General features: G+C 56.1%; 14 protein-coding genes. All 14 read right to left on the bottom strand.

All coding sequences use genetic code 11. From position 1 onward, the window contains the following. Nucleotides 1-175: 175 nt before the first annotated feature. A complete protein-coding gene (gene der / locus CKK19_RS11155; RefSeq protein WP_022648998.1) occupies nt 176-1,648 on the bottom strand; it encodes a ribosome biogenesis GTPase Der in 1,473 nt (490 codons plus the stop codon). A 112-nt stretch (nt 1,649-1,760) separates the two neighbouring features. Next, on the bottom strand, nt 1,761-2,939 hold the full coding sequence (gene bamB / locus CKK19_RS11150) for an outer membrane protein assembly factor BamB (protein ID WP_022648999.1): 1,179 nt from the start codon (nt 2,937-2,939) through the stop codon (nt 1,761-1,763). A 10-nt stretch (nt 2,940-2,949) separates the two neighbouring features. Beyond that, entirely contained in the window at nt 2,950-3,570 is a 621-nt protein-coding gene (locus CKK19_RS11145) for a YfgM family protein (protein ID WP_032622338.1), read from the bottom strand. Between the two features lie 13 nt (nt 3,571-3,583). Further along, nucleotides 3,584-4,858, bottom strand: coding sequence for a histidine--tRNA ligase (gene hisS / locus CKK19_RS11140; RefSeq protein ID WP_022649001.1), 1,275 nt, complete (start codon nt 4,856-4,858; stop codon nt 3,584-3,586). A gap of 81 nt (nt 4,859-4,939) precedes the next feature. Beyond that, nucleotides 4,940-6,058 carry a flavodoxin-dependent (E)-4-hydroxy-3-methylbut-2-enyl-diphosphate synthase gene (ispG, locus tag CKK19_RS11135; RefSeq protein WP_038416503.1) on the bottom strand — a complete coding sequence of 373 codons (1,119 nt, stop codon included), beginning with the start codon at nt 6,056-6,058 and terminating at the stop codon, nt 4,940-4,942. A gap of 26 nt (nt 6,059-6,084) precedes the next feature. Beyond that, nucleotides 6,085-7,095: a cytoskeleton protein RodZ gene (gene rodZ, locus CKK19_RS11130; RefSeq protein ID WP_063853388.1), complete on the bottom strand. Its 1,011-nt coding sequence runs from the start codon at nt 7,093-7,095 to the stop codon at nt 6,085-6,087. 291 nt (nt 7,096-7,386) lie between these two features. Further along, complete coding sequence (locus CKK19_RS11125) at nt 7,387-8,553, bottom strand: bifunctional tRNA (adenosine(37)-C2)-methyltransferase TrmG/ribosomal RNA large subunit methyltransferase RlmN (protein WP_003860623.1); 1,167 nt, start codon at nt 8,551-8,553, stop codon at nt 7,387-7,389. 147 nt (nt 8,554-8,700) lie between these two features. Beyond that, nucleotides 8,701-9,132, bottom strand: a complete 432-nt coding sequence (gene ndk / locus CKK19_RS11120) for a nucleoside-diphosphate kinase (RefSeq protein WP_003860625.1) — start codon at nt 9,130-9,132, stop codon at nt 8,701-8,703. Between the two features lie 124 nt (nt 9,133-9,256). Further along, nucleotides 9,257-10,132 (bottom strand): 4Fe-4S binding protein, encoded by an 876-nt coding sequence (locus CKK19_RS11115; RefSeq protein ID WP_063853387.1) that lies wholly within the window; start codon nt 10,130-10,132, stop codon nt 9,257-9,259. Further along, nucleotides 10,132-10,911, bottom strand: coding sequence for a dimethyl sulfoxide reductase anchor subunit family protein (locus CKK19_RS11110; protein ID WP_063853386.1), 780 nt, complete (start codon nt 10,909-10,911; stop codon nt 10,132-10,134). Before CKK19_RS11110 ends, CKK19_RS11115 begins: the two co-directional genes overlap by 1 nt. Further along, nucleotides 10,904-11,533, bottom strand: a complete 630-nt coding sequence (locus CKK19_RS11105) for a DMSO/selenate family reductase complex B subunit (RefSeq protein WP_022649006.1) — start codon at nt 11,531-11,533, stop codon at nt 10,904-10,906. The genes CKK19_RS11110 and CKK19_RS11105 overlap by 8 nt, the downstream gene beginning before the upstream one ends. After that, complete coding sequence (locus CKK19_RS11100) at nt 11,530-13,908, bottom strand: DMSO/selenate family reductase complex A subunit (protein WP_023306701.1); 2,379 nt, start codon at nt 13,906-13,908, stop codon at nt 11,530-11,532. The genes CKK19_RS11105 and CKK19_RS11100 overlap by 4 nt, the downstream gene beginning before the upstream one ends. 88 nt (nt 13,909-13,996) lie before the next feature. Beyond that, nucleotides 13,997-16,324 carry a peptidoglycan glycosyltransferase PbpC gene (pbpC, locus tag CKK19_RS11095; RefSeq protein WP_063853385.1) on the bottom strand — a complete coding sequence of 776 codons (2,328 nt, stop codon included), beginning with the start codon at nt 16,322-16,324 and terminating at the stop codon, nt 13,997-13,999. A 1-nt stretch (nt 16,325) separates the two neighbouring features. Continuing rightward, nucleotides 16,326-21,278 carry an alpha-2-macroglobulin family protein gene (locus CKK19_RS11090; RefSeq protein ID WP_063853384.1) on the bottom strand — a complete coding sequence of 1,651 codons (4,953 nt, stop codon included), beginning with the start codon at nt 21,276-21,278 and terminating at the stop codon, nt 16,326-16,328. Nucleotides 21,279-21,318 lie beyond the last annotated feature (40 nt).

Raw genomic sequence — 21,318 nt, 5'->3', positions numbered from 1 at the left:
TTTTGTCTAGTACCGAACCCTGGACTTTAAGATGAAAATTCGACGATTGTCTACTTTCTTAGATATAAACATGGTTAAAAGCGAATAGTGATTGACATCACAAAGGGAAGGCAGGCCTTTTGAATGAGCGAAAAAAACCCGCGACAGGCGCGGGTTTTAGTGAGTTCGGTAAGAATTATTTGCTTTTCTTAATGTGCTTAATCAAACGCTTACGCTTACGCATCTGGTTCGGCGTCAGGGTATTACGTTTATTCGCAAACGGGTTTTCCCCTTCCTTGAACTGAATACGGATAGGCGTACCCATCACGTCCAGCGACTTACGGAAGTAGTTCATCAGGTAGCGTTTGTAGGAGTCCGGCAGGTCTTTCACCTGGTTACCGTGGATCACCACGATAGGCGGGTTATACCCCCCGGCGTGGGCATATTTCAGCTTCACGCGACGGCCACGCACCAGCGGCGGCTGGTGATCTTCTGCTGCCATGTTCATGATACGGGTCAGCATCGCCGTGCTCTGGCGGCGGGTAGAGCTGTCATAGGCTTCACGAACGGATTCGAACAGGTTGCCTACGCCGCTGCCGTGCAGGGCAGAGATGAAGTGAACGCGGGCAAAGTCGATAAAGCCCAGACGGAAGTCCAGCGTCTCTTTCACCTGTTCGCGTACTTCATTGCTCAGGCCATCCCACTTGTTGACGACGATAACCAGTGAGCGCCCACTATTAAGGATAAAGCCGAGCAGAGAGAGATCCTGATCGGAGATACCTTCACGTGCGTCAATAACCAGCAGCACCACGTTGGCGTCTTCAATCGCCTGAAGGGTTTTGATCACCGAGAATTTTTCCACTACATCGGTGATTTTCCCGCGCTTACGCACCCCTGCAGTGTCGATAAGTACGTACTCACGTTCATCGCGCTGCATTGGAATGTAAATGCTGTCGCGCGTTGTGCCTGGCATGTCGTAAACCACCACGCGCTCTTCGCCCAGAATACGGTTAGTAAGGGTAGACTTACCTACGTTTGGGCGACCAACGATAGCCAGCTTAATCGGCAGATCCTGCGGGTTGAAGTCATCTTCCGGCTCTTCCTCGCCTTCCTCTCCGGCTTCAAACTGTGCCCAGTATTCGGCGTCTTCGTCCACCTCTTCCGGCGGGTTTACTTCATCAACCCACGGCAGCAGAACGGTTTCCAGCAGGCTGGTGACGCCACGGCCATGCGAGGCCGCGATAGGATAAATATCACCCAGACCTAAAGACCAGAAATCCGCAACGGCCTGATCGGCATCGATACCGTCAGTTTTGTTCGCCACCAGGAAGGTTGGCTTTTCGCGTGAACGCAGATGTTTAGCGATAGCGGAGTCCGCGGGCATCAGGCCAGCGCGCGCATCCACCATAAACAGAACCACATCCGCTTCTTCGATAGCCAGCAGAGATTGCTCTGCCATGCGGGTTTCTACGCCGTCTTCCGTACCGTCAATACCCCCGGTATCGATACAGATGAACTCGCGTCCTTCCACCTCTGCACGACCGTACTTACGGTCACGCGTCAGCCCCGGGAAATCCGCAACCAGCGCATCACGGGTGCGTGTTAAACGGTTAAAAAGAGTGGATTTTCCAACGTTAGGGCGCCCGACAAGCGCGACCACAGGTACCATGTTTGAAGCCTCATAAAATTCAAAATAACGTCGCTTTCGCAGCGTTTTTAAAAATGTCAAAACGGCTCCTGAGTGAACAGGAGCCGTTTAGTATACTACAACCGCCGTGTAATTAACGCGTGATCGCGTACAGCGTGCCGTCTTTTGCCTGAATCAGCAGTTTGCCGTCAGCCACAACCGGGTCGGTCAGGAAGCCTGAGCCGTCCACTTTCTGCTGCGCCACGAAGCGGCCATTCTCTGGATCGATCCAGTGCATATAGCCTTCGCTGTCGCCCACCACCAGGCTGCCGTTATACAGTGCCGGTGCGGTCAGCAGACGGTGCAGCAGATCGCTCTGCGTCCACAGCGTCACGCCACCTTCGGTGCTCAGCGCCAGCAGACGGTCGTTCTGATCCACCATATAAATACGGTTGCCGTCGACAATGAAATCGTTCACGGAACCCAGCTCACGTTTCCACATGATCTGGCCGCTACGCAGGTCCAGCGCCGTCAGGTTGCCGTTATACGCCAGCGCGTAAACCACACCGTCAACGATGACCGGCGTGGTGTCCACGTCACTCAGACGGTCGATTTCAGTTGAACCGGTCGCCTGGGAAATACGCTGCTGCCAGATCATCTGGCCCTGCTGCATCAGTACTGCGCTGACACGACCGTTGTCACCACCCACAATGGCGGCGCCAAATGCAGTCGCCGGAGCAGATTCACCACGCAGAGACAGCGCTGGCATATCCAGGTTAACCGTCCATTTTACCAGACCATCGGCTTCGTTCAGCGCCTGCAACTGGCCGTTGCTGGTATGGATCAACACCAGGCCGTCGCTGACAACCGGACGTGACAAGGATTCACCGGCAACGCTGGTCTGCCATGCAACCGAACCGTCGCTGGCATTCAGCGCGTAAACCTGCGCTTTTTCGCTGCCCACATACACGTGACCGCCAGCAACGGTCAGGCCGCCAGAAAGCAGCGCAGGTTTACGGGAGAACCAGCCGTCTTTTTCCGCCAGGTTAATGGACCACACTTCTTTTCCGTCATCAGCGTTCAGCGCTTTAACGGTGCCTTTGCGATCGGCCGCATAGACCACACCGTCAGCAAATGCCGGGTGCAGGTTGGAATAAAAATCGCCAATACCATCACCCACGGAGGTGTCCCAGGCGGTGGACGGAGTGAACTGGTTTTCAACCGTCGGCAGCGGGGACATTTTGACAACGTCTTCTTCGCCACTGAACAGTGAACAACCACTCAATAACGTAACAGAAAGCAGTCCTGGCAGAAGTAATTTACGCAATTGCATTGGGTCCCTCTCAGACGGACAAATTATTTATTTTCATCTGCATCATTTCGCTCAGCGCAGGTGAAGCTTTACTATCCACGCCAGCTTGCCACGCTTTACGCGCGCCCGCTTTATCACCCTTACTCAGCAGTGCTTCACCGCGAAGATCGGCGACAATAGCGGCAAAGCCATCACCTTTGATGGTATCAAGCGTTTTCAGCGCGTCGTCGGCTTTTTTCTGCTGAACCTGAATACGTGCCAGGCGCAGATTGATCACCGCTTTCAGATTTTCGTCACTGGCAGCAGCAAGCCCCTGAGACAGTTGCGCAGCGGCTTTATCCAGTTCGTTTTTATCAACATACTGCTGAGCCACTTCCAGCGCAGCCAGCGCACCGTAGGTGTTTTTGTTGTCAGCGGCAAATTTCTCCGCAGCCGTCAGCGTTTGCGGCTGATCGGCACGGATTGCGCTAACGGTGTTTTCGTAGTTCAGGGATGAACCGCGAGCAGAGTCAGCCTGATGATTGTTCCAGTAACGCCAGCCAACCAGCGCACCAACACCTAAAATAACCCCTACAACCAGTGCCTTGCCGTTTTCAGCAAAGAAGCGTTTAACCGCATCAACCTGGTCGTGTTCGTTCTCGTACATTTCCACGCAGTCCTTCTCCTTAGCCCAATAGAGTGCGCAAGTGCGCCGCAACGCCATCCTGCGTTACCGTAGTTTGCTCACCAGAGCGCAGGTCTTTAACCACCACTTCGCCGTTGGCCACTTCGGACTCACCCAGCACCAGTGCAATACTTGCGCCCCACTTATCGGCACGAGCAAACTGTTTTTTAAAGTTGCCGCCGCCGTGGTTGGTCATCAGCTTTACGTCCGGCAGCGCATCGCGCACGCGTTCGGCAAGCTGCATCGCCGCAGACTGCGTATCCGCACCTGAGGCCACCAGGTATATATCGACAACAGGATCGGCTTTAAATTCCGGATTAACTGCCTGAACCAGCAAAACAAGTCGCTCAAGGCCCATCGCGAAGCCTACAGCCGGTGCTGCGCGACCACCCAGTTGCTCGACCAGTCCGTCATAACGACCGCCAGCACAGACGGTGCCCTGCGAACCGAGGCTGGTGGTGACCCACTCAAATACGGTGCGGTTGTAGTAGTCCAGACCGCGCACCAGACGCTGGTTAACGGTATAAGCAATGCCCGCCGCTTCAAGCAGCTTGCACAGGCCAGCAAAGTGTTCGCGGGAATCCTCATCCAGGTAGTCACCCAGCGCTGGCGCATCGTTCAGCAGCGCCTGTACGTCAGGATTTTTGGAATCGAGTACGCGCAGCGGGTTGCTGTACATACGACGTTTACAGTCTTCGTCGAGCTTCTCTTTGTGTTGTTCCAGGAACGCCACCAGCGCATCGCGATAGTTCGCACGCGCTTCCAGAGAACCGATAGAGTTCAGCTCCAGGGATACGTGCTCAGAAATACCGAGCGCACGCCACCAGCGGGCAGTCAGCATAATCAGTTCGGCATCGATATCTGGTCCTTGCAGACCAAACACTTCCACGCCAAGCTGGTTGAACTGACGGTAGCGGCCTTTTTGCGGACGTTCGTGGCGGAACATCGGGCCGATATACCACAGGCGCTGCTCCTGATTGTACAGGAGACCATGTTCGATGCCGGCGCGTACGCAACCCGCCGTCCCCTCAGGACGCAGGGTCAGGCTGTCGCCGTTGCGGTCCTCAAAGGTATACATCTCTTTTTCAACCACGTCGGTCACTTCGCCGATCGCGCGTTTGAATAACGGGGTCTGCTCTACAATCGGCAAACGAATTTCGCTGTAACCGTAGCTGCCGAGCACCTGCTTCAGTGTGCCTTCAATGCGCTGCCAGATGGCGGTTTCGCCAGGCAGATAATCGTTCATGCCGCGGATGGCTTGAATGTTTTTTGCCACGTTTATTCTCTTTCTATATACAAAAAAGAACCCAAAGAATGGGTTCAATCATACATGGGAAGCAGCCTGCTTCCCATCACGTTATTTTTCAACCTGCTGAACGCTGATGCGCTGCGCTTCGTCCATCATCGTCGCTTTTGCGCGAATGCGGGCTTCAAGCTGGTCGATCATATCACTATTATCCAGACGATCTTTACGAACGCCATCTTCATAGAGACCACTTTTCTTGTTACCGCCGGTAACGCCCAGCGTGGACACCAGCGCTTCACCCGGACCGTTCACCACGCAGCCGATGATGGAAACGTCCATCGGGGTGATAATGTCTTCCAAACGCTCCTCCAGGGCATTGACGGTGCCGATCACGTCAAACTCCTGACGTGAACAGGTTGGGCAGGCGATGAAGTTGATCCCACGCGCGCGGATACGCAGTGATTTCAGGATGTCGAAACCGACTTTGATCTCTTCCACCGGATCGGCGGCCAGGGAGACGCGTAACGTGTCACCGATGCCTTCAGAGAGCAGCAGGCCGAGACCAATTGCCGATTTTACTGAGCCGCTGCGCAGCCCACCCGCCTCGGTGATGCCAAGGTGTAGCGGCTGATCGATCTGTTTTGCCAGTAGACGATACGATTCAACGGCCAGGAAAACGTCAGACGCTTTCACGCTCACTTTGAACTGATCGAAGTTAAGGCGATCCAGATGATCGACGTGACGCATGGCGGATTCGAGCAGCGCCTGCGGCGTCGGCTCACCGTACTTTTCCTGGAGATCTTTTTCCAGAGAGCCAGCGTTTACGCCGATACGGATTGGAATGTTTTTGTCGCGGGCGCAGTCAACAACCATGCGAATGCGTTCTTCGTTACCGATGTTGCCTGGGTTAATACGCAGGCAATCGACACCGTATTCAGCGACTTTCAGCGCGATACGGTAATCGAAGTGAATATCGGCAACCAGCGGAACGCTCACCTGCTGCTTGATCAGTTTGAACGCCTCAGCGGCGTCCATGGTCGGCACTGAGACGCGAACAATGTCCGCGCCGACGCGTTCTAATGCTTTGATTTGATTAACCGTCGCTTCTACATCCGTAGTACGCGTATTGGTCATCGACTGGACGGCGATAGGCGCCCCATCGCCGATTGGCACGTTCCCAACGTAAATCCGTTTCGATTTTCTACGTTGAATAGGAGCCTGGTTATGCATGTAAAATCTCCCGCATTGCCCGTCTGTTACTGTGCTGCTGATTGTTCGGCATTAACGGTAAGACGCGCAACCTGGTTAGTTCTGATAAAGCGGCTCAGATCGACAGGTTTTCCTTGATACTGGATCTGTACCGCTGCCGGTGCGCCGATTTTAAGCTTGTATGGTGCCTGGCCCGTTAGATTTAACGTGCCATCTTTACGTTGCAGGCCGCTGAACAGCTTTTTACCTGTCGCGTCAGTCACTTCCAGCCAGCAATCAGCCGTGAAATTCATCACCAGCGCATTCGGGTCAACGGCAGGTGCCGCCGTACCCGCCGGGTCAGTTGGCAGTGACGCCGCGGTGTTATCTGCCGGTGCCGTTGCCGCAGGGGCGGTATCAACATTGGCCTGAGAAGGTGATACGACCGCGTTCTGAGCCTGGGCCTGGGTAGCCGGTGCGGTATTCGCCGTCGATTCTGGCGTCGCCGCTGGATCGGTTGCAGGCGTGCTGGTTGCTGTCGCCTGAGGTTCGCTGGAGGTCGCAGCCCCTTCGGTGCTCAGCGGCACGCTTTGCGCGCCGTTAGTACCAGACTGATTAAGCTCAGCGGAGGACTGATCGGCCATGGTGGTGATCTCTTCCTGTTGCGCTTTGTGGTTTTGCCACCACCATGCGCCCGTCAGGCCGACAACCACGAACAGGACCAGCCAGGTAAAGCTCATCAGCCAGCCATCGCGTTTTTTACGACGTTTGCCCAGAGAGAAGCTCTGCATCGGCGCAACTTTTGCCGCACGCACAGGCGCCTGCTTCTCCATCATCGGCAGTAATTCGTCTTCAGGAATATGAACCAGTTTGGCGTAAGAACGGATATAACCGCGCAGAAACGTTGAAGCCAGATCGGCGGGCGCCTTATCTTCTTCAATGTCGCGAACGGTGGAAACCTTCAGGCACAGGCGTTCTGCAACGGCTTGCTGGCTGAGTCCGAGTTGTTCACGGGCGTTGCGAAGACGAACGCCAGTGGAGAGTGCTGCATTTTGATCGTGAGTGGCTTCAGTATTCATTCGCTACAACTACTGGTACGTGAAAATAAGGGTTCAGGTGCCGGTGAGTCACAATGCCACCCGCACCGCGAAACTTTAGGTCAGTTAACCTGGAACAAACAGTATAAGACTGTCGGGCCGCAGATGACAGCGCTGGCAGGCCTTCACGCTAAACTGTTGTTACGTCGTTACATACTGCCCGAAAGTCGTATGAAACGCACCGTAATTATTAATCAGTCGTGATGATTGTGGCTGGTTATTCAGTAAATTAATGCTTCACGGCGCAAAAAATGCGCCGTGTCTGCATAATAATCAAACGGTTTTAACCGCGATTGACTCACCCTGCATACGCTTACGCAGCGTACGTTTGGTACGGTCAATAACGTCACCCGCCAGCTGACCACAGGCTGCGTCGATATCGTCGCCACGCGTTTTACGTACGATGGTGGTGAAACCATACTCCATCAGCACTTTTGAGAAGCGATCGATACGGCTGTTCGAGCTACGGCCATACGGCGCGCCCGGGAACGGGTTCCATGGGATCAGGTTGATCTTACATGGCGTATCTTTCAGCAGTTCAGCCAGCTCATGTGCATGCTCGGTCCCGTCGTTAACATGATCCAGCATCACGTATTCAATGGTCACGCGGCCCTGGTTAGCATTCGATTTCTCCAGGTAACGGCGCACGCCAGCCAGGAAAGTTTCGATATTGTACTTTTTGTTGATCGGCACAATTTCGTCACGGATGGCGTCGTTTGGCGCGTGAAGGGAGATGGCCAGCGCAACGTCAATCATGTCACCCAGTTTGTCCAGCGCAGGCACAACGCCGGAAGTAGAGAGCGTAACGCGGCGCTTGGAAAGACCAAAACCGAAATCGTCGAGCATGATTTCCATCGCCGGAACGACGTTGGTCAGGTTGAGCAGCGGTTCACCCATCCCCATCATCACCACGTTGGTGATTGGACGTGTACCGGTGACTTTCGCTGCACCCACGATTTTCGCAGCACGCCAGACCTGGCCGATAATTTCCGATACGCGCAGGTTACGGTTAAAGCCCTGCTGCGCCGTAGAGCAGAATTTGCACTCCAGCGCACAGCCCACCTGAGAAGAGACGCACAGCGTGGCGCGATCGTCTTCCGGGATATACACGGTTTCAACACGCTGATCGCCAACGGCAATGGCCCACTTGATAGTGCCATCTGAAGAGCGCTGCTCTTCCACCACTTCCGGTGCGCGGATTTCCGCCACTTCTTTAAGCTTATTGCGCAGCACTTTGTTGATGTCCGTCATGTCATCAAAGTTGTCACTGCAATAGTGGTACATCCATTTCATGACCTGATCGGCACGAAACGGCTTCTCGCCCATCTCTTTAAAGAACTCGCGCATCTGCTGACGGTTCAGGTCCAGCAGGTTAATTTTTCCATTTTTATTGGGAACCGCAGGAATGGCGACTTCGGAGGTATTCACTAATTCAGACATAATTTTTTCCGGCCTCGTTGTTACACGTTGTGGCCCTTGGTGGGTTGAAAAGAAACGCCCCGGTAAGCAGTCTGCTCGTCCGGGGCGTTGCATTGTACAAAGTCTGGCGCAGGGATGCCACGTTTGCACGCGGCATTTACGAAATTATTAGCGAGTGCGCGGGCACACTTCGCCTTCTGCAAAGAAGAACGCGATTTCGCGCGCAGCAGATTCAACAGAGTCGGAACCGTGGGTGCCGTTCTCGGTGAAGCTGTCTGCGTAGTCAGCGCGCAGAGTACCTGCCAGCGCGTTGTCCGGGTTGGTTGCACCCAGCAGATCGCGGTGACGCTGTACCGCGTTTTCGCCTTCCAGTACGGATACCACGATTGGGCCAGAAGTCATGAACTCGACCAGACCGTCAAAGAATGGGCGACCTTCGTGCTCAGCGTAGAAACCGCGAGCCTGTTCAACGGTCAGGTGCAGCATTTTGGTGCCAACGATCTTAAACCCTGCTGATTCAAAGCGAGCGAAGATGCTGCCAATAACGTTTTTTGCCACCGCGTTTGGTTTGATGATGGAAAAAGTACGTTCAATAGCCATTGATAACCTCTGTAAAATGTTCTGTTGTTTTTGCATACCTGAGTATGGTGTGGCGCGGATTATAAAGAGCAATAGCGCCATTGCCTATGGTTATGCATAACATTTTTTTAAAATGAGACGAAGATTAGCAACAGCTCGTATTTCGCATGCCGTACTGATGGTGAAAACAGAGCGGACACTGCTTTTCATCAGAACTAAATGACCAGAAATGACGGTGGCACGTCAAACAAACGGCTTCATATGCCGGTATGGTCACGCTTTTCGCTGTCCCGTCTGTTTGCGTCACGTTTATCGCCGCATGCTGGCATACCGCTTCGCAGCCGCCACACCCCGTACAGCGTCCGGTTTCCACGACCAGTTCAGCGTTCTCAAACCGAATCGCGTTTTCCGTACAACTCCGCCAGCACGCGCCGCAGAGTACGCAGGATTCGGTATCGAGAGTTATCTCTGCCTCGCTAAATGCAGAAAACGCCCTGCGCAGCTCACGCTGACCGGGCACGACGCAACAGGCCCGGACATCCTCACGGGGAACGTGCATCAGCGCACGCCGGGCGGTATTTACCTCGTTGACGGGTATATGTTTAAACGCCCACGCTGCTTCACCACGTCGACGAAGCGCAAGATTCAGCCGGGCAATCGCCAGCAACCAGTCAGGATACTGCTCCGCGTCGATACTGATAAAACGAACGTGGTGCTGCGCGTGCCACAGCAGAAGCTCATTCACCCCTGGCGCACGGCCAGTAAAAGGCCCAACAAGCGTATCGCCACACAGAAAACGTTTTCGCGGCGTGATGCCGGTGATGGCTTCAGCGGGGCAGACAAACAGGCAGTCACTGCATTCAATACAGCGGCTGTCATCAACCGAGACGCCGGTGTCGGTAAAAGAAAAAGCCTGTACGGGACAGACGTCCGCGCAGGCGCAGCAGGAAGAGTGGCGAAAACGGCGACGGACGCACGCATGCGTCACGTCCATCGCCGGGGCAAAGGTTAATCCGCCCATCAGCCAATACTGAAGAAAACAAAGCGCAGCATCAGCTCACCCACAATCAGCAAGGCGCTGCCCAACAGCATTGTGCCTCGCGCCGCTTTTAAGCCGCCCGCAGCAAAGCACAGCATACCCGCAACGGAAACGCACCAGCTCAGCAGATGCACGGTTCGCAGTTGCTCCAGCATTTGTAACGGTGCGTGTGGGAACGTCACAACGGTGTTGTCCATAGCCGTAATATCTGCCAGCCAGACGGGCTGCATCACCAGACGTGCAATCACCAGCAGCGTGATAATGACAATCGCCGTTCGCACGCGAGTCTGGGAACGTGCCCCAACGGCCATGCAGGCTGAACCGATAATTCCCACCGAACCGATAAACAGCACCAGGGTATTAATGTGATGCCACGTCACCACGGACGCATGCATGTAGATCTGCGCCATGCAGAACACATCCACCAGCCCGACAAGACCTGCCACAACCAACAGCGGCTTCCAGCCTAGTTTTTTGACAAACATCAGCAGCGTTGCGAGGCCAAGTGCCGCAAGATAAAGACTGGCAAAGATAATCTCACGGCTCAGCCAGGAGCTGGATACGTGACGCAGCGCGTTGAACGCATTAAGTGGATAACCCATGTGCAACGCGGAGGCGAGCAGACCGAGGCTGGCCAGCACAAACGCTCCGGCAGCCGGCAGCAGCGCGCTGCGTTGCGTGCTTCCGAAGGCCAGCCACAGCGTAACGCCAACCGATCCTTGCAGGAACAGCGTAAAAATCAGCAGCGGTAACTCATGCATGACGTTTCCCCTCTTTCTCTGCGCCCTGATGCGCTTTGATCACCAGGTTCGGTTTGGTGATGGAGGAATCAGGCAAGCCTTTCACATCACAGACCGCACCATACTTCGCCCGCAGTTCATCAATCGGCCCGAATTTAATCGCTTCGAGAGGACAGGTTGCCACACAGACAGGCTGTTCCCCCTTCGCCTGTAGATCCACGCAGAAATCACATTTGGACATCTGCCCGGTCTGCTCGTTGAGCTGTGGCGCGCCGTAAGGGCATGACCACGCGCAGTAGCCGCAGCCGACGCACTTATCAGTATCTACGCGCACAATACCGTCCCCCGGACGCTTATGCATCGCAGTGGTCGGACAGTTTTTGGTGCAGATTGGGTCGGCACAGTGGTTACAGGAGATAGAGAGCGTGTAGGCAAAAACGTTATTGCTGACGCCACCCTGCCCGGTCGGGATAAAGCTCCCGCCATTAACTTCGTACACGCGACGGAAACGACGTCCGACCTCAAGGTTGTTTTTATCTTTGCACGCTACCTGACATGCTTTGCAGCCCGAGCAGCGAGAAGAGTCGATATAAAAACCCAGCTGTTTGTCGCTTACCGGTGCGTAATGTTTAAACTGACTCATGCTTTAGCTACCTCCACCAGCATGGTTTGATGGGAATTCCCTTTCGCAAGCGCGGTAATACGTGCGGAACTGAGCACGTTCGCGCAGCCGCCCTTATCAATACCCTGCTCGTCCGGCTGCCACCAGGCACCTGCCTGCATGGCCACAACGCCTGGAATGATGCGCGGCGTGACCTCCGCCGGGATCTCGCAAATGCCGCGCGCGTTATGAATACGCACGGTATCTCCCTGCGCAATGCCGCGATTTTGCGCATCCTGCGGGTTGATCCACAGCTTTTGCTGCTGCGCCTCAATTAACCACGGGTTGGCGTACTGGGTGGAGTTAGCGCGGTTTTTTCCTTTCCAGGTAATCAGCTGGAGCGGGAAGCGTTTCGCCAGCGCGTCTTCCGGCCCTTCATGGGCAGGCACGTAGTGCGACAGCGCCGGAATTTCCGGGTGATGCATGTCGTACAGACGCTTCGAGAAGATCTCAATTTTTCCGGACGGCGTCGGGAACGGATGATTCTGCGGATCGCGAATGTTGTCTTCAAAGGCGACGAACGGCGCGCTTTTGAAAAGGTGCTGACGCGTCTTCTGTAGCGTCGCGAAGTCCGGCAGGTTTTCGTCAGGCATGGAAAGACGCGTCTGCTCCCAGATGTGCTCAATCCACGCTTTTTCGTCACGCCCTTCACTGAACGCGGGTTCGACGCCAAGCTTAGCGGCGACCTCCCGCAGCCAGTCGTAGTCTGAACGGCGTTCAAATTCAGGTTCAATGAGCTTTTCTGACAGGATCAGATAGCTTGCCGTGCCCCAGGTTTCGCCGATATTCCAGCGTTCCATAAAGCTGGTTTCCGGCAAAAGAAGGTCGGCGTATCGGGCGCTCGGCGTCATAAACAGATCGCTTGCGACGATAAACTCGATTTTCGACTCGTCTTCCAGGACACGGGTTGCCTGATGAAGATCCGGGTTCTGGTTAGCCAGATAATTTCCCGCCAGCGAGAACAGGATGCGGATATTGCTGTCCAGCTTTTCGGCATCCTTCAGGCCGACGTCCGCGGTGACCTGAGAGGCATCGTCGGCGGCCTGCACCCAGTTCATCACCGATATTTTGGCTTTGACCGGGTTGTCCGGCATCTCTGGCCCGGCGGCAAATTTCCGGTTTGCGCAGCCGCCATAGCCTGCTGCCCAACCGCCTTTCACCCCGACGTTACCCGTGAGCGTAGCCAGCAACGTCGAGCCGCGCGCGGTGCGCTCGCCGCAGTTATGACGCTGCGGTCCCCAGCCCTGGATCAGCGCAGCGGGTTTGGTGGTTGCGTAGTCGCGCGCCAGTTGCCGAATTGTTTGTGCAGGCACGTGGGTGATTTTCTCTGCCCACTCGGGCGTTTTCGCCACGCCATCTTTTGCGCCGCTCAGGTAAGCCATCAGGGATTCATTGGCCGGAACGCCTTCTGGCATAGTGTCTTCGTCAAAGCCCAGGGTGTAGCGCTGAATAAAGTCGCGATCGTGCAGGTTCTCCGTGACGATCACATACATCATCGCGTCCATCAGGGCGTTGTCCGTGGTGGGAAGCAGCGGGATCCACTGATCGGCCAGGGAGGAAACCGTATCGGAATAGCGAGGGTCGACAACAATAAAGCGAGTGCCGTTTTGCTTCATCTTCTGGTAGAAGTGGTTGCTGTGACCAAAGATCGTTTCCGTCGGGTTATGTCCCCAGAGGATGACCAGTTTGGTGTCCAGCAGCGTGTCCAGAGAACTGCCGCTGGCAGCGGTGCCATAGGTATACGGCGTTGCTGCCGCCGTGTTACCCATACTGACCGAGTGATAGCTTTCGAGATAGCCGCCGGTTAAGTTGAGCAGACGACGAACCATTTTATCGCCGGAAAAAGTCCCGCCAGACACAGCGGTGCCCACATGAACATAGCGTGAAGCCGCACCGTATTTTTGCGTAATAGTTTTTAATTGATTCGCAATAAGGGTGGTGGCTTCATCCCAGGTAATACGCTCGAATTTTCCTTCGCCACGTTTCCCTACACGTTTCATTGGGTATTTCAGCCGATCGGGATGGTAAACAAATTTCCGATAAGCCCGGCCACGCACGCAGGCGCGCATTACGGGCATTTGCGGATCCAACGCGTTATCCGGACGCGTAGAAATTCGGGTCACAACGCCCTCACTGACGTGAGCACGAATATCACACTTGCCGCCGCAGTCAAACGTACTACAGGTTTGCACCACTTTTTCTTCAGGCGTAGTGTCTGAAACCGCCGCGCCCTGTGCCTGTACTTTGCCGGTTTTGACGACAAAAGGCAGAGCGGCGAGCGCCGATCCTGCCTGAATAAACTGACGCCGGGATATGGCGGGAATAGTCCCCTCTCCCTGATGTTTATTTTTTTCCATTGCTCGTTCCTTAAAATAAAAACGCATTCTCGTTTTTTTTCAGGAACGGATATTGATAATTATCAAGCTAACTCTTGAGGAGTAACACTTAGCGATCTAACTCAAAATTGACCGTCGCCGTTTGTCCTGTTTCATCTAATACAACTAACTGATATTTACCCGACAAATATAATTGCAGTGAATAATTCTTCTGATGTCCGTCCAGCGGTTCGCCATTCAAAAACCACCATCGTTGCCCCTCCCCGCCGCTGGTTGAAACGAACAGGGTCATGTTTTTCTCACCCGGAAGACGTTTAATTACCGCCCCTTCTCTGACGCCTGACAACATCAGCGGCGCCGCATTATGGTTATCCAGCGGAGGGCAAATCGCTGAACGGGCGGGGAGACGAGCAGCCCGTTTTTCGGCAGCAGGCAGCCAGGGCTCCAGCGGCAGCGGCCAGACATCCAGCACTTTTTCTGTCGCATCAGGACAATCCGCTGCGACGCGTTTGCCTTCTTTATCCAGCCAGACCGGGAAACGGATCCCGCGAATACCCTCTTGTTCCGGCAGCAGCAGCGTAGGCGGTTCACTGCCTTCCAGCAGCCAGGTTGACAGCCGACGCCGACAGTTTTCGTTCCCTTCAGGCAGGGACTGGCCCCCCGGCCAGCAAATCACGCCCCGTCCTACGCTTGCAGGACGCGGATCGCGCGGCAGACGGGCTTCATCTACCATCGAGCGGGACTGAAGCATGTTATTGACCTGATTCAGGAGCGGAACCGCGCTGGCGAAACCAAACTGCCCGGCAACGGGCGTGCCGTCCGGACGTCCGGTCCAGATTCCAATGACATACCGGGCGTTCAGCCCGATGGCCCAGGCATCCCGGTAGCCGTAACTGGTGCCCGTTTTCCTCGCCAGCGGCGCAACCTGGGGCAGCGCACTGTCCGGCAGGGGCTGTGCTTCACTGGCGAGAATGCGACGAATGATCCACGCCGCCCCCTGCGACAGCAGCGGACGTTCGATCAGCGGATCGCCCGGCTGTAAACGCAACCGGCCCGCCTGCCCCTGCCGCGCAAAGGCACTGTAGGCGGCAGCGATATCAGCCAGGCGTGCCCCAGCGCCACCCAGGATCAGGGAGAGGTTGGGCTGCGCACCCGCGGGGAGTATGAGCGGTAATCCCGCGTTGCTCAGCATGCCTGCAAAACGTTTTGGGCCGTACGCTTCCAGTACCTGCACCGCAGGCAGGTTGAGGGAACGCACCAGGGCTTCGCTCATGCTGACCGGCCCATGGAAACCGCTGTCAAAGTTGCCGGGGCGATAATCCCCCGTTTTTCTTGGAACATCCTGTAATAACGAAGCGGGATGGATCAGGCCATCGTCCAGCGCCATGCCATAGATGAATGGCTTGAGGACCGATCCCGGTGATCGGATCGCATTGACCATATCCACGTGACTAAAGCGACTGTCATCATTGATATCTACCGAGCCTACCCAGCCACGCACTTTCATGGATGTATGATCCACGACGATCATCGCCAGTGAACTGCGGGCAGGCAGGCGCGATTTCCAGTTCATTGCCAGCTCTTCAAGCTGTCGTTGCAAAGCTGCATCCAGCGTGGTGACTATTTTTGTGTCGCGGCTTTTACTCAACATCATGCGGGAAAAGAGCGGCGCCAGCTGCGGCATCTGCCGGGGGGCCAGCCAGACCGGCTCTTCACGGGACTCTTTCACCTGCTTCTCAGACCAGACGCCCTGAGTCAGCATGCGGTCGAGCACTTTGTTCCGCGCCGCTTCGGCACGTTCCGGCCAGCGGTCGGGGCGCAGACGGCTGGGTGCCTGTGGCAGTACAGCCAGCAGCGCCGCGTCGGAATAGCTCAGCTGAGACGGCGGTTTGCCAAGATAAGTCCAGCTTGCCGCGCCCACGCCCTGCAACGTGCCGCCAAACGGGGCACGGTTGAGATACAGCGTCAGGATTTCACGCTTGGAGAGATGCCACTCCAGCTGCATCGCCCGCCACAGCTGACGAATTTTACCACCAAAGGTACGCGGATGCGGATCCAGCAGGCGTGCCACCTGCATGGTAAGCGTGCTCCCGCCAGAAACCACTCTCCCGGCGGTGAGATCCTGCCAGGCGGCACGCAGTACAGAAAGCGGATTGACGCCAGGGTGATCCCAGAACCAGCGATCTTCATACTGGATCAGCGCCTCAAGATAGCGTGGGGAAACCTCTTCAATGGTAACCGGATAGCGCCAGATGCCTTCGCTGTCGGCAAAACGCCACAACGGAACACCCTGCTCATCCACCACCACTCGCGCAGGGTTGACCTCTTTCAGGGGCAACGGCCACACGCGGTCAGCGGCGACAATCAGCCCCCCTGAAAAGAGAAGCGCTCCCGCAAGCCACAGCCAGCGGGAGCGAATCAGGCGTGCTATCTGCATCTTACGGAACAACGATCAGCGGGCCACTGGCCGACCCCGTTGCCCGCCACTGCGGAACGTACATGGACTCGACCATCGGAACAGGCACCTGATAGGTTCCCGGCGTAACGGCACGGGCCAGGTAAACCAGCGTGACCGGCTGACCTTCATTGACCGGCACGGCGGCCACAAAGCGATCGTCGCGGAATTCCATGTGCTGAATATCAGACTGTTGCATCTGATTCAGCAGGTTTTGCACTTCACTGCCGCTGTCCTGCAAGCTGGCGCTGCTGCTCGCCAGATTCTGGTTTTCCAGCTCCAGACCTGCCGGGAGCAGATCCACCACCAGCGCATCCGGTACGTTCTGGCTGGCCTTCACTTCCAGCCACACCAGAACCAGCTCACCGCTCTTAAGTGAAGAGAGCGACTTGCTGCTGCCGTCTGTCGCCAGGATATGACGTTCAATCTGCAAGACGTGAGAAGATGGCTGGGGCGCATACTCCGGATAGCCAGTAGTGTCCAGTCGTACCCACAGCGGCGTCGTGCCGGTATTCGTCACCTGCAAGGCACCAGGCTGGTCGCCGTTCAGGTTTTCTACCTGCGCTTTATCACTGCTCTGGGTCTGTTCAGAGAGGGTGGTCGTTGCCTGCCACGCGCCTGACAAGGTTTGCAGTGAACGTCCAGCCAGGAACAGCGCATTGCTCTCCTGGGTTGACAGCCAGCGCTGGCTGAACGCGTCTTCAGATAACGCGTTCAACAGCCTGTTTTGCGCATCCGGCAGCAGCTTGTACTCTTCCAGCAGGGAGAGCATCAGGGCATTATCACGCAGCTGGCTGCCGTAATCCGCCATCCAGTTTCGGCTGTCGTTACGGGGTGTTTTGAGAGCCAGATCCAGCGCCTGCTGGCTGCGCGGTGTATCCCCCATCAGTTTGAGTGCCATGCCCAGCTGCATCAACGGAAGCCCGGAAGCGGCCTGAGCGTGACGCTCCCAGATTTCACGCAGTGCACCGAGCGGCGCTTTTTGCTGACGAGCCAGCACCAGCGAAGCATACGCCTGGACAGCAAATTTGCTGGCCTGGGTGTCGTCGCTGTAGCGGATGGACATCATCCCCGGATCCTGTAAATAGCGCAGCAGTCGGCTGTTGGCGTTATTCACCGCCTCGGCAGGCACGCTGTAACCCTGCTCCCCTGCCCGCACCAGGAAGTCCGTAACATAGGCGGTCAGCCAGTACTCTTCCGGGCCGTTTTTATCCCACAAGGCAAAACCGCCATCGTCACGCTGCATTTGCAGCAGACGGGAGATGCCGATATCAATGGCCGCACGGCGTTTATCGTCGGTGTCGCCTTTAATGCCCAACGCCGTAAGCTGTGCCGCGTTGGTGTAGAGGGACGGGAACAGGCCGCTGGTGGTCTGCTCAAGACATCCGTATGGATAGGCCTGAAGTTCACGAATGTAGCGCGCCAGGTTCAAAGGTGGTTTACCGCTGAGCAACAGCTGTCCCTGTAGCGTGGCAGGCGAGAAACCGTAGATATGCTGTGCTGGCGCGCTCCAGGATTCGCCAGGGTTCAGCATCGTGCCCGTATTCACCGTTTGCGCCGGGAATGCGGGGCGTACACCAATTTTCCAGCTCTTCTGCTGCGGCGCAAACGTCTCACCAGGGAGCTGAAGCCCCGTCACCTGAGCAGTTACTTCACCATCGCCATAGCCTTCCAGCGCGCGCACCGGAATAAACAGAGTGCTACGAGCGCCAGGCGGCAGCTTAACCGGCTCTGGCTGAGCACCTTCGAGCGACACCTTACCGGTTGCGGTTAACGCAATGTTCAGCGTTTGCGACTGGTCAGTAAGGTTGGTCAGGTCCAGCGTCAGGCGAGAGGTATCGCCACTTGCGAGGAATCGCGGCGTGTTAAGCTCGGTGATAATCGGAGCCGCCACAATGATTTTGCTTTCGCTGCTGCCGAAATCGTCTTCCGTCCAGGCCTGCGCCATCAGACGCAGTTCGCCGTTAAAATCGCCAATCGGCAGCGTGATGGTGCCTTCACCGTTGGCATCAAGCGTAACCGGCTGCGCCTGCTGAGCAATAATGGTGACATGGTTCACCGGTGGCTTACCGCCGCGTTTCAGTTCATCGCCGTCTCCGCCAAAGCGCAGTGCGGCCAAACGTCCCTGACCTTCAATCACCTGGCCGTAAACATCATAGATGTCCGCGCCATAGCGCTTCTGACCGAAGAAAGCTTCCCACGGATCCGGCGTGACGTAGTCGGTAATGTTCAGCACGCCGCTATCAACAGCCGAGACCAGCACGTTCACCTTCTGTGGCACAGCCCCCTCTTTTACGCTGGCTTTCACTTTCACAGAAAGCGTCTGGTTCGGACGCATTTTTTGTGGGTTATCAAGTGCGATGCTCAGGCGACGATTTTCGTCCCCCATTGGCAGATGCAGCAGACCAACCGCGCGTTTTGGCGTGGCGGATTTAGATTTATCGCCAGGACGAACCACCAGCGTGCTGAGGTAGAGATCGTGACGTTTCCAGGCCTTATCCACCGGAATGGCGAGATCCAGACCGTTAACCGGTACGTCGATCTCTTTCCACCACAGTGGCCCTTCGCTGGATTCGATCATTGCATAGCCCTTGCCTGCGGCCGGCGCTGCAATATGCAGGTTGATGGTATCGCCTGGCTGATAGGATGGCTTGTCCAGTTTCAGCGTCACACGATCCGGGCGTGCAGCACCCGTGCCATCGCTGTTATCCTGCCAGCTGTACCCCGCCCAGAAGCGCACGCTGCTGACCATGCTATCAGGGGCCTTCACTTCCAGACGGTATGAGCCCCACTCCACCGGGAAGGTGACTTTACCGGTTTCATCGGCCTTGAGGTTAAGTTCCTGCTCGCCCTCAACGAGATCTTTTTGATCAAACTGAGACTGCCAGCCCTCGCTCTCGGACCAGTTCCAGAAGTAGTCGCGACGCTCACGGACCAGACGCACCTGCAGACCAGATACCGCTTTTTTCGCCCCGCTGGCATCGGCATAGACGATGTCAAAGCTGGCGTTGCCGTTCTCGTCGACAATCGGCTGGTTGACGGTGGTATCGGTGCGGTAGTCGTACACGGCCTTGCTGGCGAACTGTGGGCGGATCCCCGGAAGTTCAGCCGCAGGCCAGATAGCCTGCTCGGCGCGTCGCGTTACCGGACGCCCGCCTGATTCCAGCAGGCTGGCCTGCAAAATCAGTTGCAGCGGCGAGTGCACCTCTTTCCACTGGCTTTCGGTGGTAACCTGTCCGCGCCCCTGTTCGTCCAGCGTAAGCTGCACTTCATCCAGGCTGCGGCTCAGGTTCTCCTCGGCAATATCACCGAACTGGAAGCCAGGCAGTGCAGGCACCGCGTCACGTAGCGGACGCAGGAAAAGCAGGCCTTGCAGAGAATTACCGTTAGCCGGCGCGCCATACAGATAATAGCCCACAACGTTAAAGTCCACATCCTCCTGCGGGGAAACCGGCGTTTTTTGCCCGGTCAGATTCAGCGCCATACGCTCAGGCATAAAATCTTCGACGTGGAAATCCCACATGCGCTGCTGGTTATCCCCCGTATTCGCGCGAATATGCCACATGCCGGTCTGGGCGCTGCTATCAAGCGGATAGTTGAAGCGATAGAGACCGTTCTCAGGTTGCACAACGACCGTACGCGCTACCTGGCCGTCCGGACGCAGCACGTCAAGTTTTACAGGCTGCTCGGGAAGCGGTTTGCCATCGCTGTCGCGAAGCAGGCCGTTAAGGATCACCGTTTCACCCGGACGATAGAGATCGCGCGGGCCAAACATAAAGAACTGTTTGCTGTAACCCGGGTTACCGGCGATATCAAACTCCGCCAGATCCAGCGCCGGAAGTTTGAGGTCAAGAAGCGTGGTCTGGCCATCTTTACTGGCCAGGATCAGCGCGGCTTCTTTATCGGTTTCCAGTTTCGCATGACCATCGGCGTCGCTGTTCGCCTCGGCCAGGGTCTGTCCTTTATCGTTCAGAAGGGTAATGGTCACGCCTGACTGCGCCGCACCGTTTTCAAGACTCTGGGTGAAGATGTCCAGGCGGTTATGATAACGGTGAGCGGACAGCCCAATATCAGTTAAGGTAAAGAGCGTCGCGGCGTTACTGTAGTTATAGTGACCAGCCTGATTCATCACGGCGATATAGACGCCAGACTGCTGGAGCGGCTTAATATCTTTGAGCGGCAGGAGTAGTTTTTCACGCGTGTTGCGCGCCGGGTTGAGGTCGAAACGGCCGGTGTAGACCAGTTCCGCCATCTTCAGCAGGTTGTCAGATTCCCAGTTGGTCAGCGAGTTACGGTACTCCCACTGGCTGACAAACGAGGCCAACGACTCCGGCTTAACGCGGTAGAAGTTCACGTCCACATTGTTGACGTTGAGCGCCATCACCGGCAACCCTTCCACCACTTTACCCGGCAGCAGCGATCCGCGGCTGGCGAATCCGACCGTCGGTTCAACATCCCGGGTGGTGATCGCTTTTTCATAGTCAATGCCGAATGTCGCTTTGTTCAGCGCCAGCAAATTACGCTCGACGGTGACGACCAGATTACGATTCGGCTCCAGATGGCGCAGGCGCAGCTCTTTCAGATTGGGGGCCAGTTCCCAGGCGCCGTCCACTTTGCCACTTTTTTTATCCACCACATGCACCGTTTTCGCAAAATCCTGGCTGGGATCCAGCGGGACAGAGAAGGTCAGAACCAGTGTCGCAGCGCCGTCGAGTTGCACTTCAGAGGCATCCAGCAGCGTCAACGCCTTACCCTGACTCTGCGCGGCCAGCTTAGCCAGCTTTTCAGGATCCGGTTTTGCCGGGGTTTTCTGTGCTGATGTAGTAGACGCTGCGGGGGCTGCGGCCTGAGGTTTGTCATCACTGTTATCACAGCCGGCAAGCGTAAAGGTGGTGAGCAGCGCGAGAGAGATCGCAGCTAAGCGAAACGGTTTCATCCTATGTCCCTGGCCTGAGGGGCCTGTTGGTCGTCGTCCG

This window comes from Enterobacter sp. CCUG 70166 (genome assembly GCF_020224095.1).
GTDB lineage: Bacteria > Pseudomonadota > Gammaproteobacteria > Enterobacterales > Enterobacteriaceae > Enterobacter > Enterobacter intestinihominis.
Note: the sequence above shows the minus strand (reverse complement) of the source record. Positions and strands in the feature narration are given on the sequence as shown.

Excerpts from the sequence above, each read along its gene's own strand:
- CKK19_RS11110 (WP_063853386.1), bottom strand. The coding sequence starts at position 10,911 with ATGCATGAGTTACCGCTGCTGATTTTTACGCTGTTCCTGCAAGGATCG.
- bamB (WP_022648999.1), bottom strand. The coding sequence starts at position 2,939 with ATGCAATTGCGTAAATTACTTCTGCCAGGACTGCTTTCTGTTACGTTA.
- pbpC (WP_063853385.1), bottom strand. The coding sequence starts at position 16,324 with ATGCAGATAGCACGCCTGATTCGCTCCCGCTGGCTGTGGCTTGCGGGA.
- CKK19_RS11100 (WP_023306701.1), bottom strand. The coding sequence starts at position 13,908 with ATGGAAAAAAATAAACATCAGGGAGAGGGGACTATTCCCGCCATATCC.
- ispG (WP_038416503.1), bottom strand. The coding sequence starts at position 6,058 with ATGCATAACCAGGCTCCTATTCAACGTAGAAAATCGAAACGGATTTAC.
- der (WP_022648998.1), bottom strand. The coding sequence starts at position 1,648 with ATGGTACCTGTGGTCGCGCTTGTCGGGCGCCCTAACGTTGGAAAATCC.
- rodZ (WP_063853388.1), bottom strand. The coding sequence starts at position 7,095 with ATGAATACTGAAGCCACTCACGATCAAAATGCAGCACTCTCCACTGGC.
- CKK19_RS11115 (WP_063853387.1), bottom strand. The coding sequence starts at position 10,132 with ATGGGCGGATTAACCTTTGCCCCGGCGATGGACGTGACGCATGCGTGC.
- ndk (WP_003860625.1), bottom strand. The coding sequence starts at position 9,132 with ATGGCTATTGAACGTACTTTTTCCATCATCAAACCAAACGCGGTGGCA.
- CKK19_RS11125 (WP_003860623.1), bottom strand. The coding sequence starts at position 8,553 with ATGTCTGAATTAGTGAATACCTCCGAAGTCGCCATTCCTGCGGTTCCC.
- CKK19_RS11090 (WP_063853384.1), bottom strand. The coding sequence starts at position 21,278 with ATGAAACCGTTTCGCTTAGCTGCGATCTCTCTCGCGCTGCTCACCACC.
- CKK19_RS11105 (WP_022649006.1), bottom strand. The coding sequence starts at position 11,533 with ATGAGTCAGTTTAAACATTACGCACCGGTAAGCGACAAACAGCTGGGT.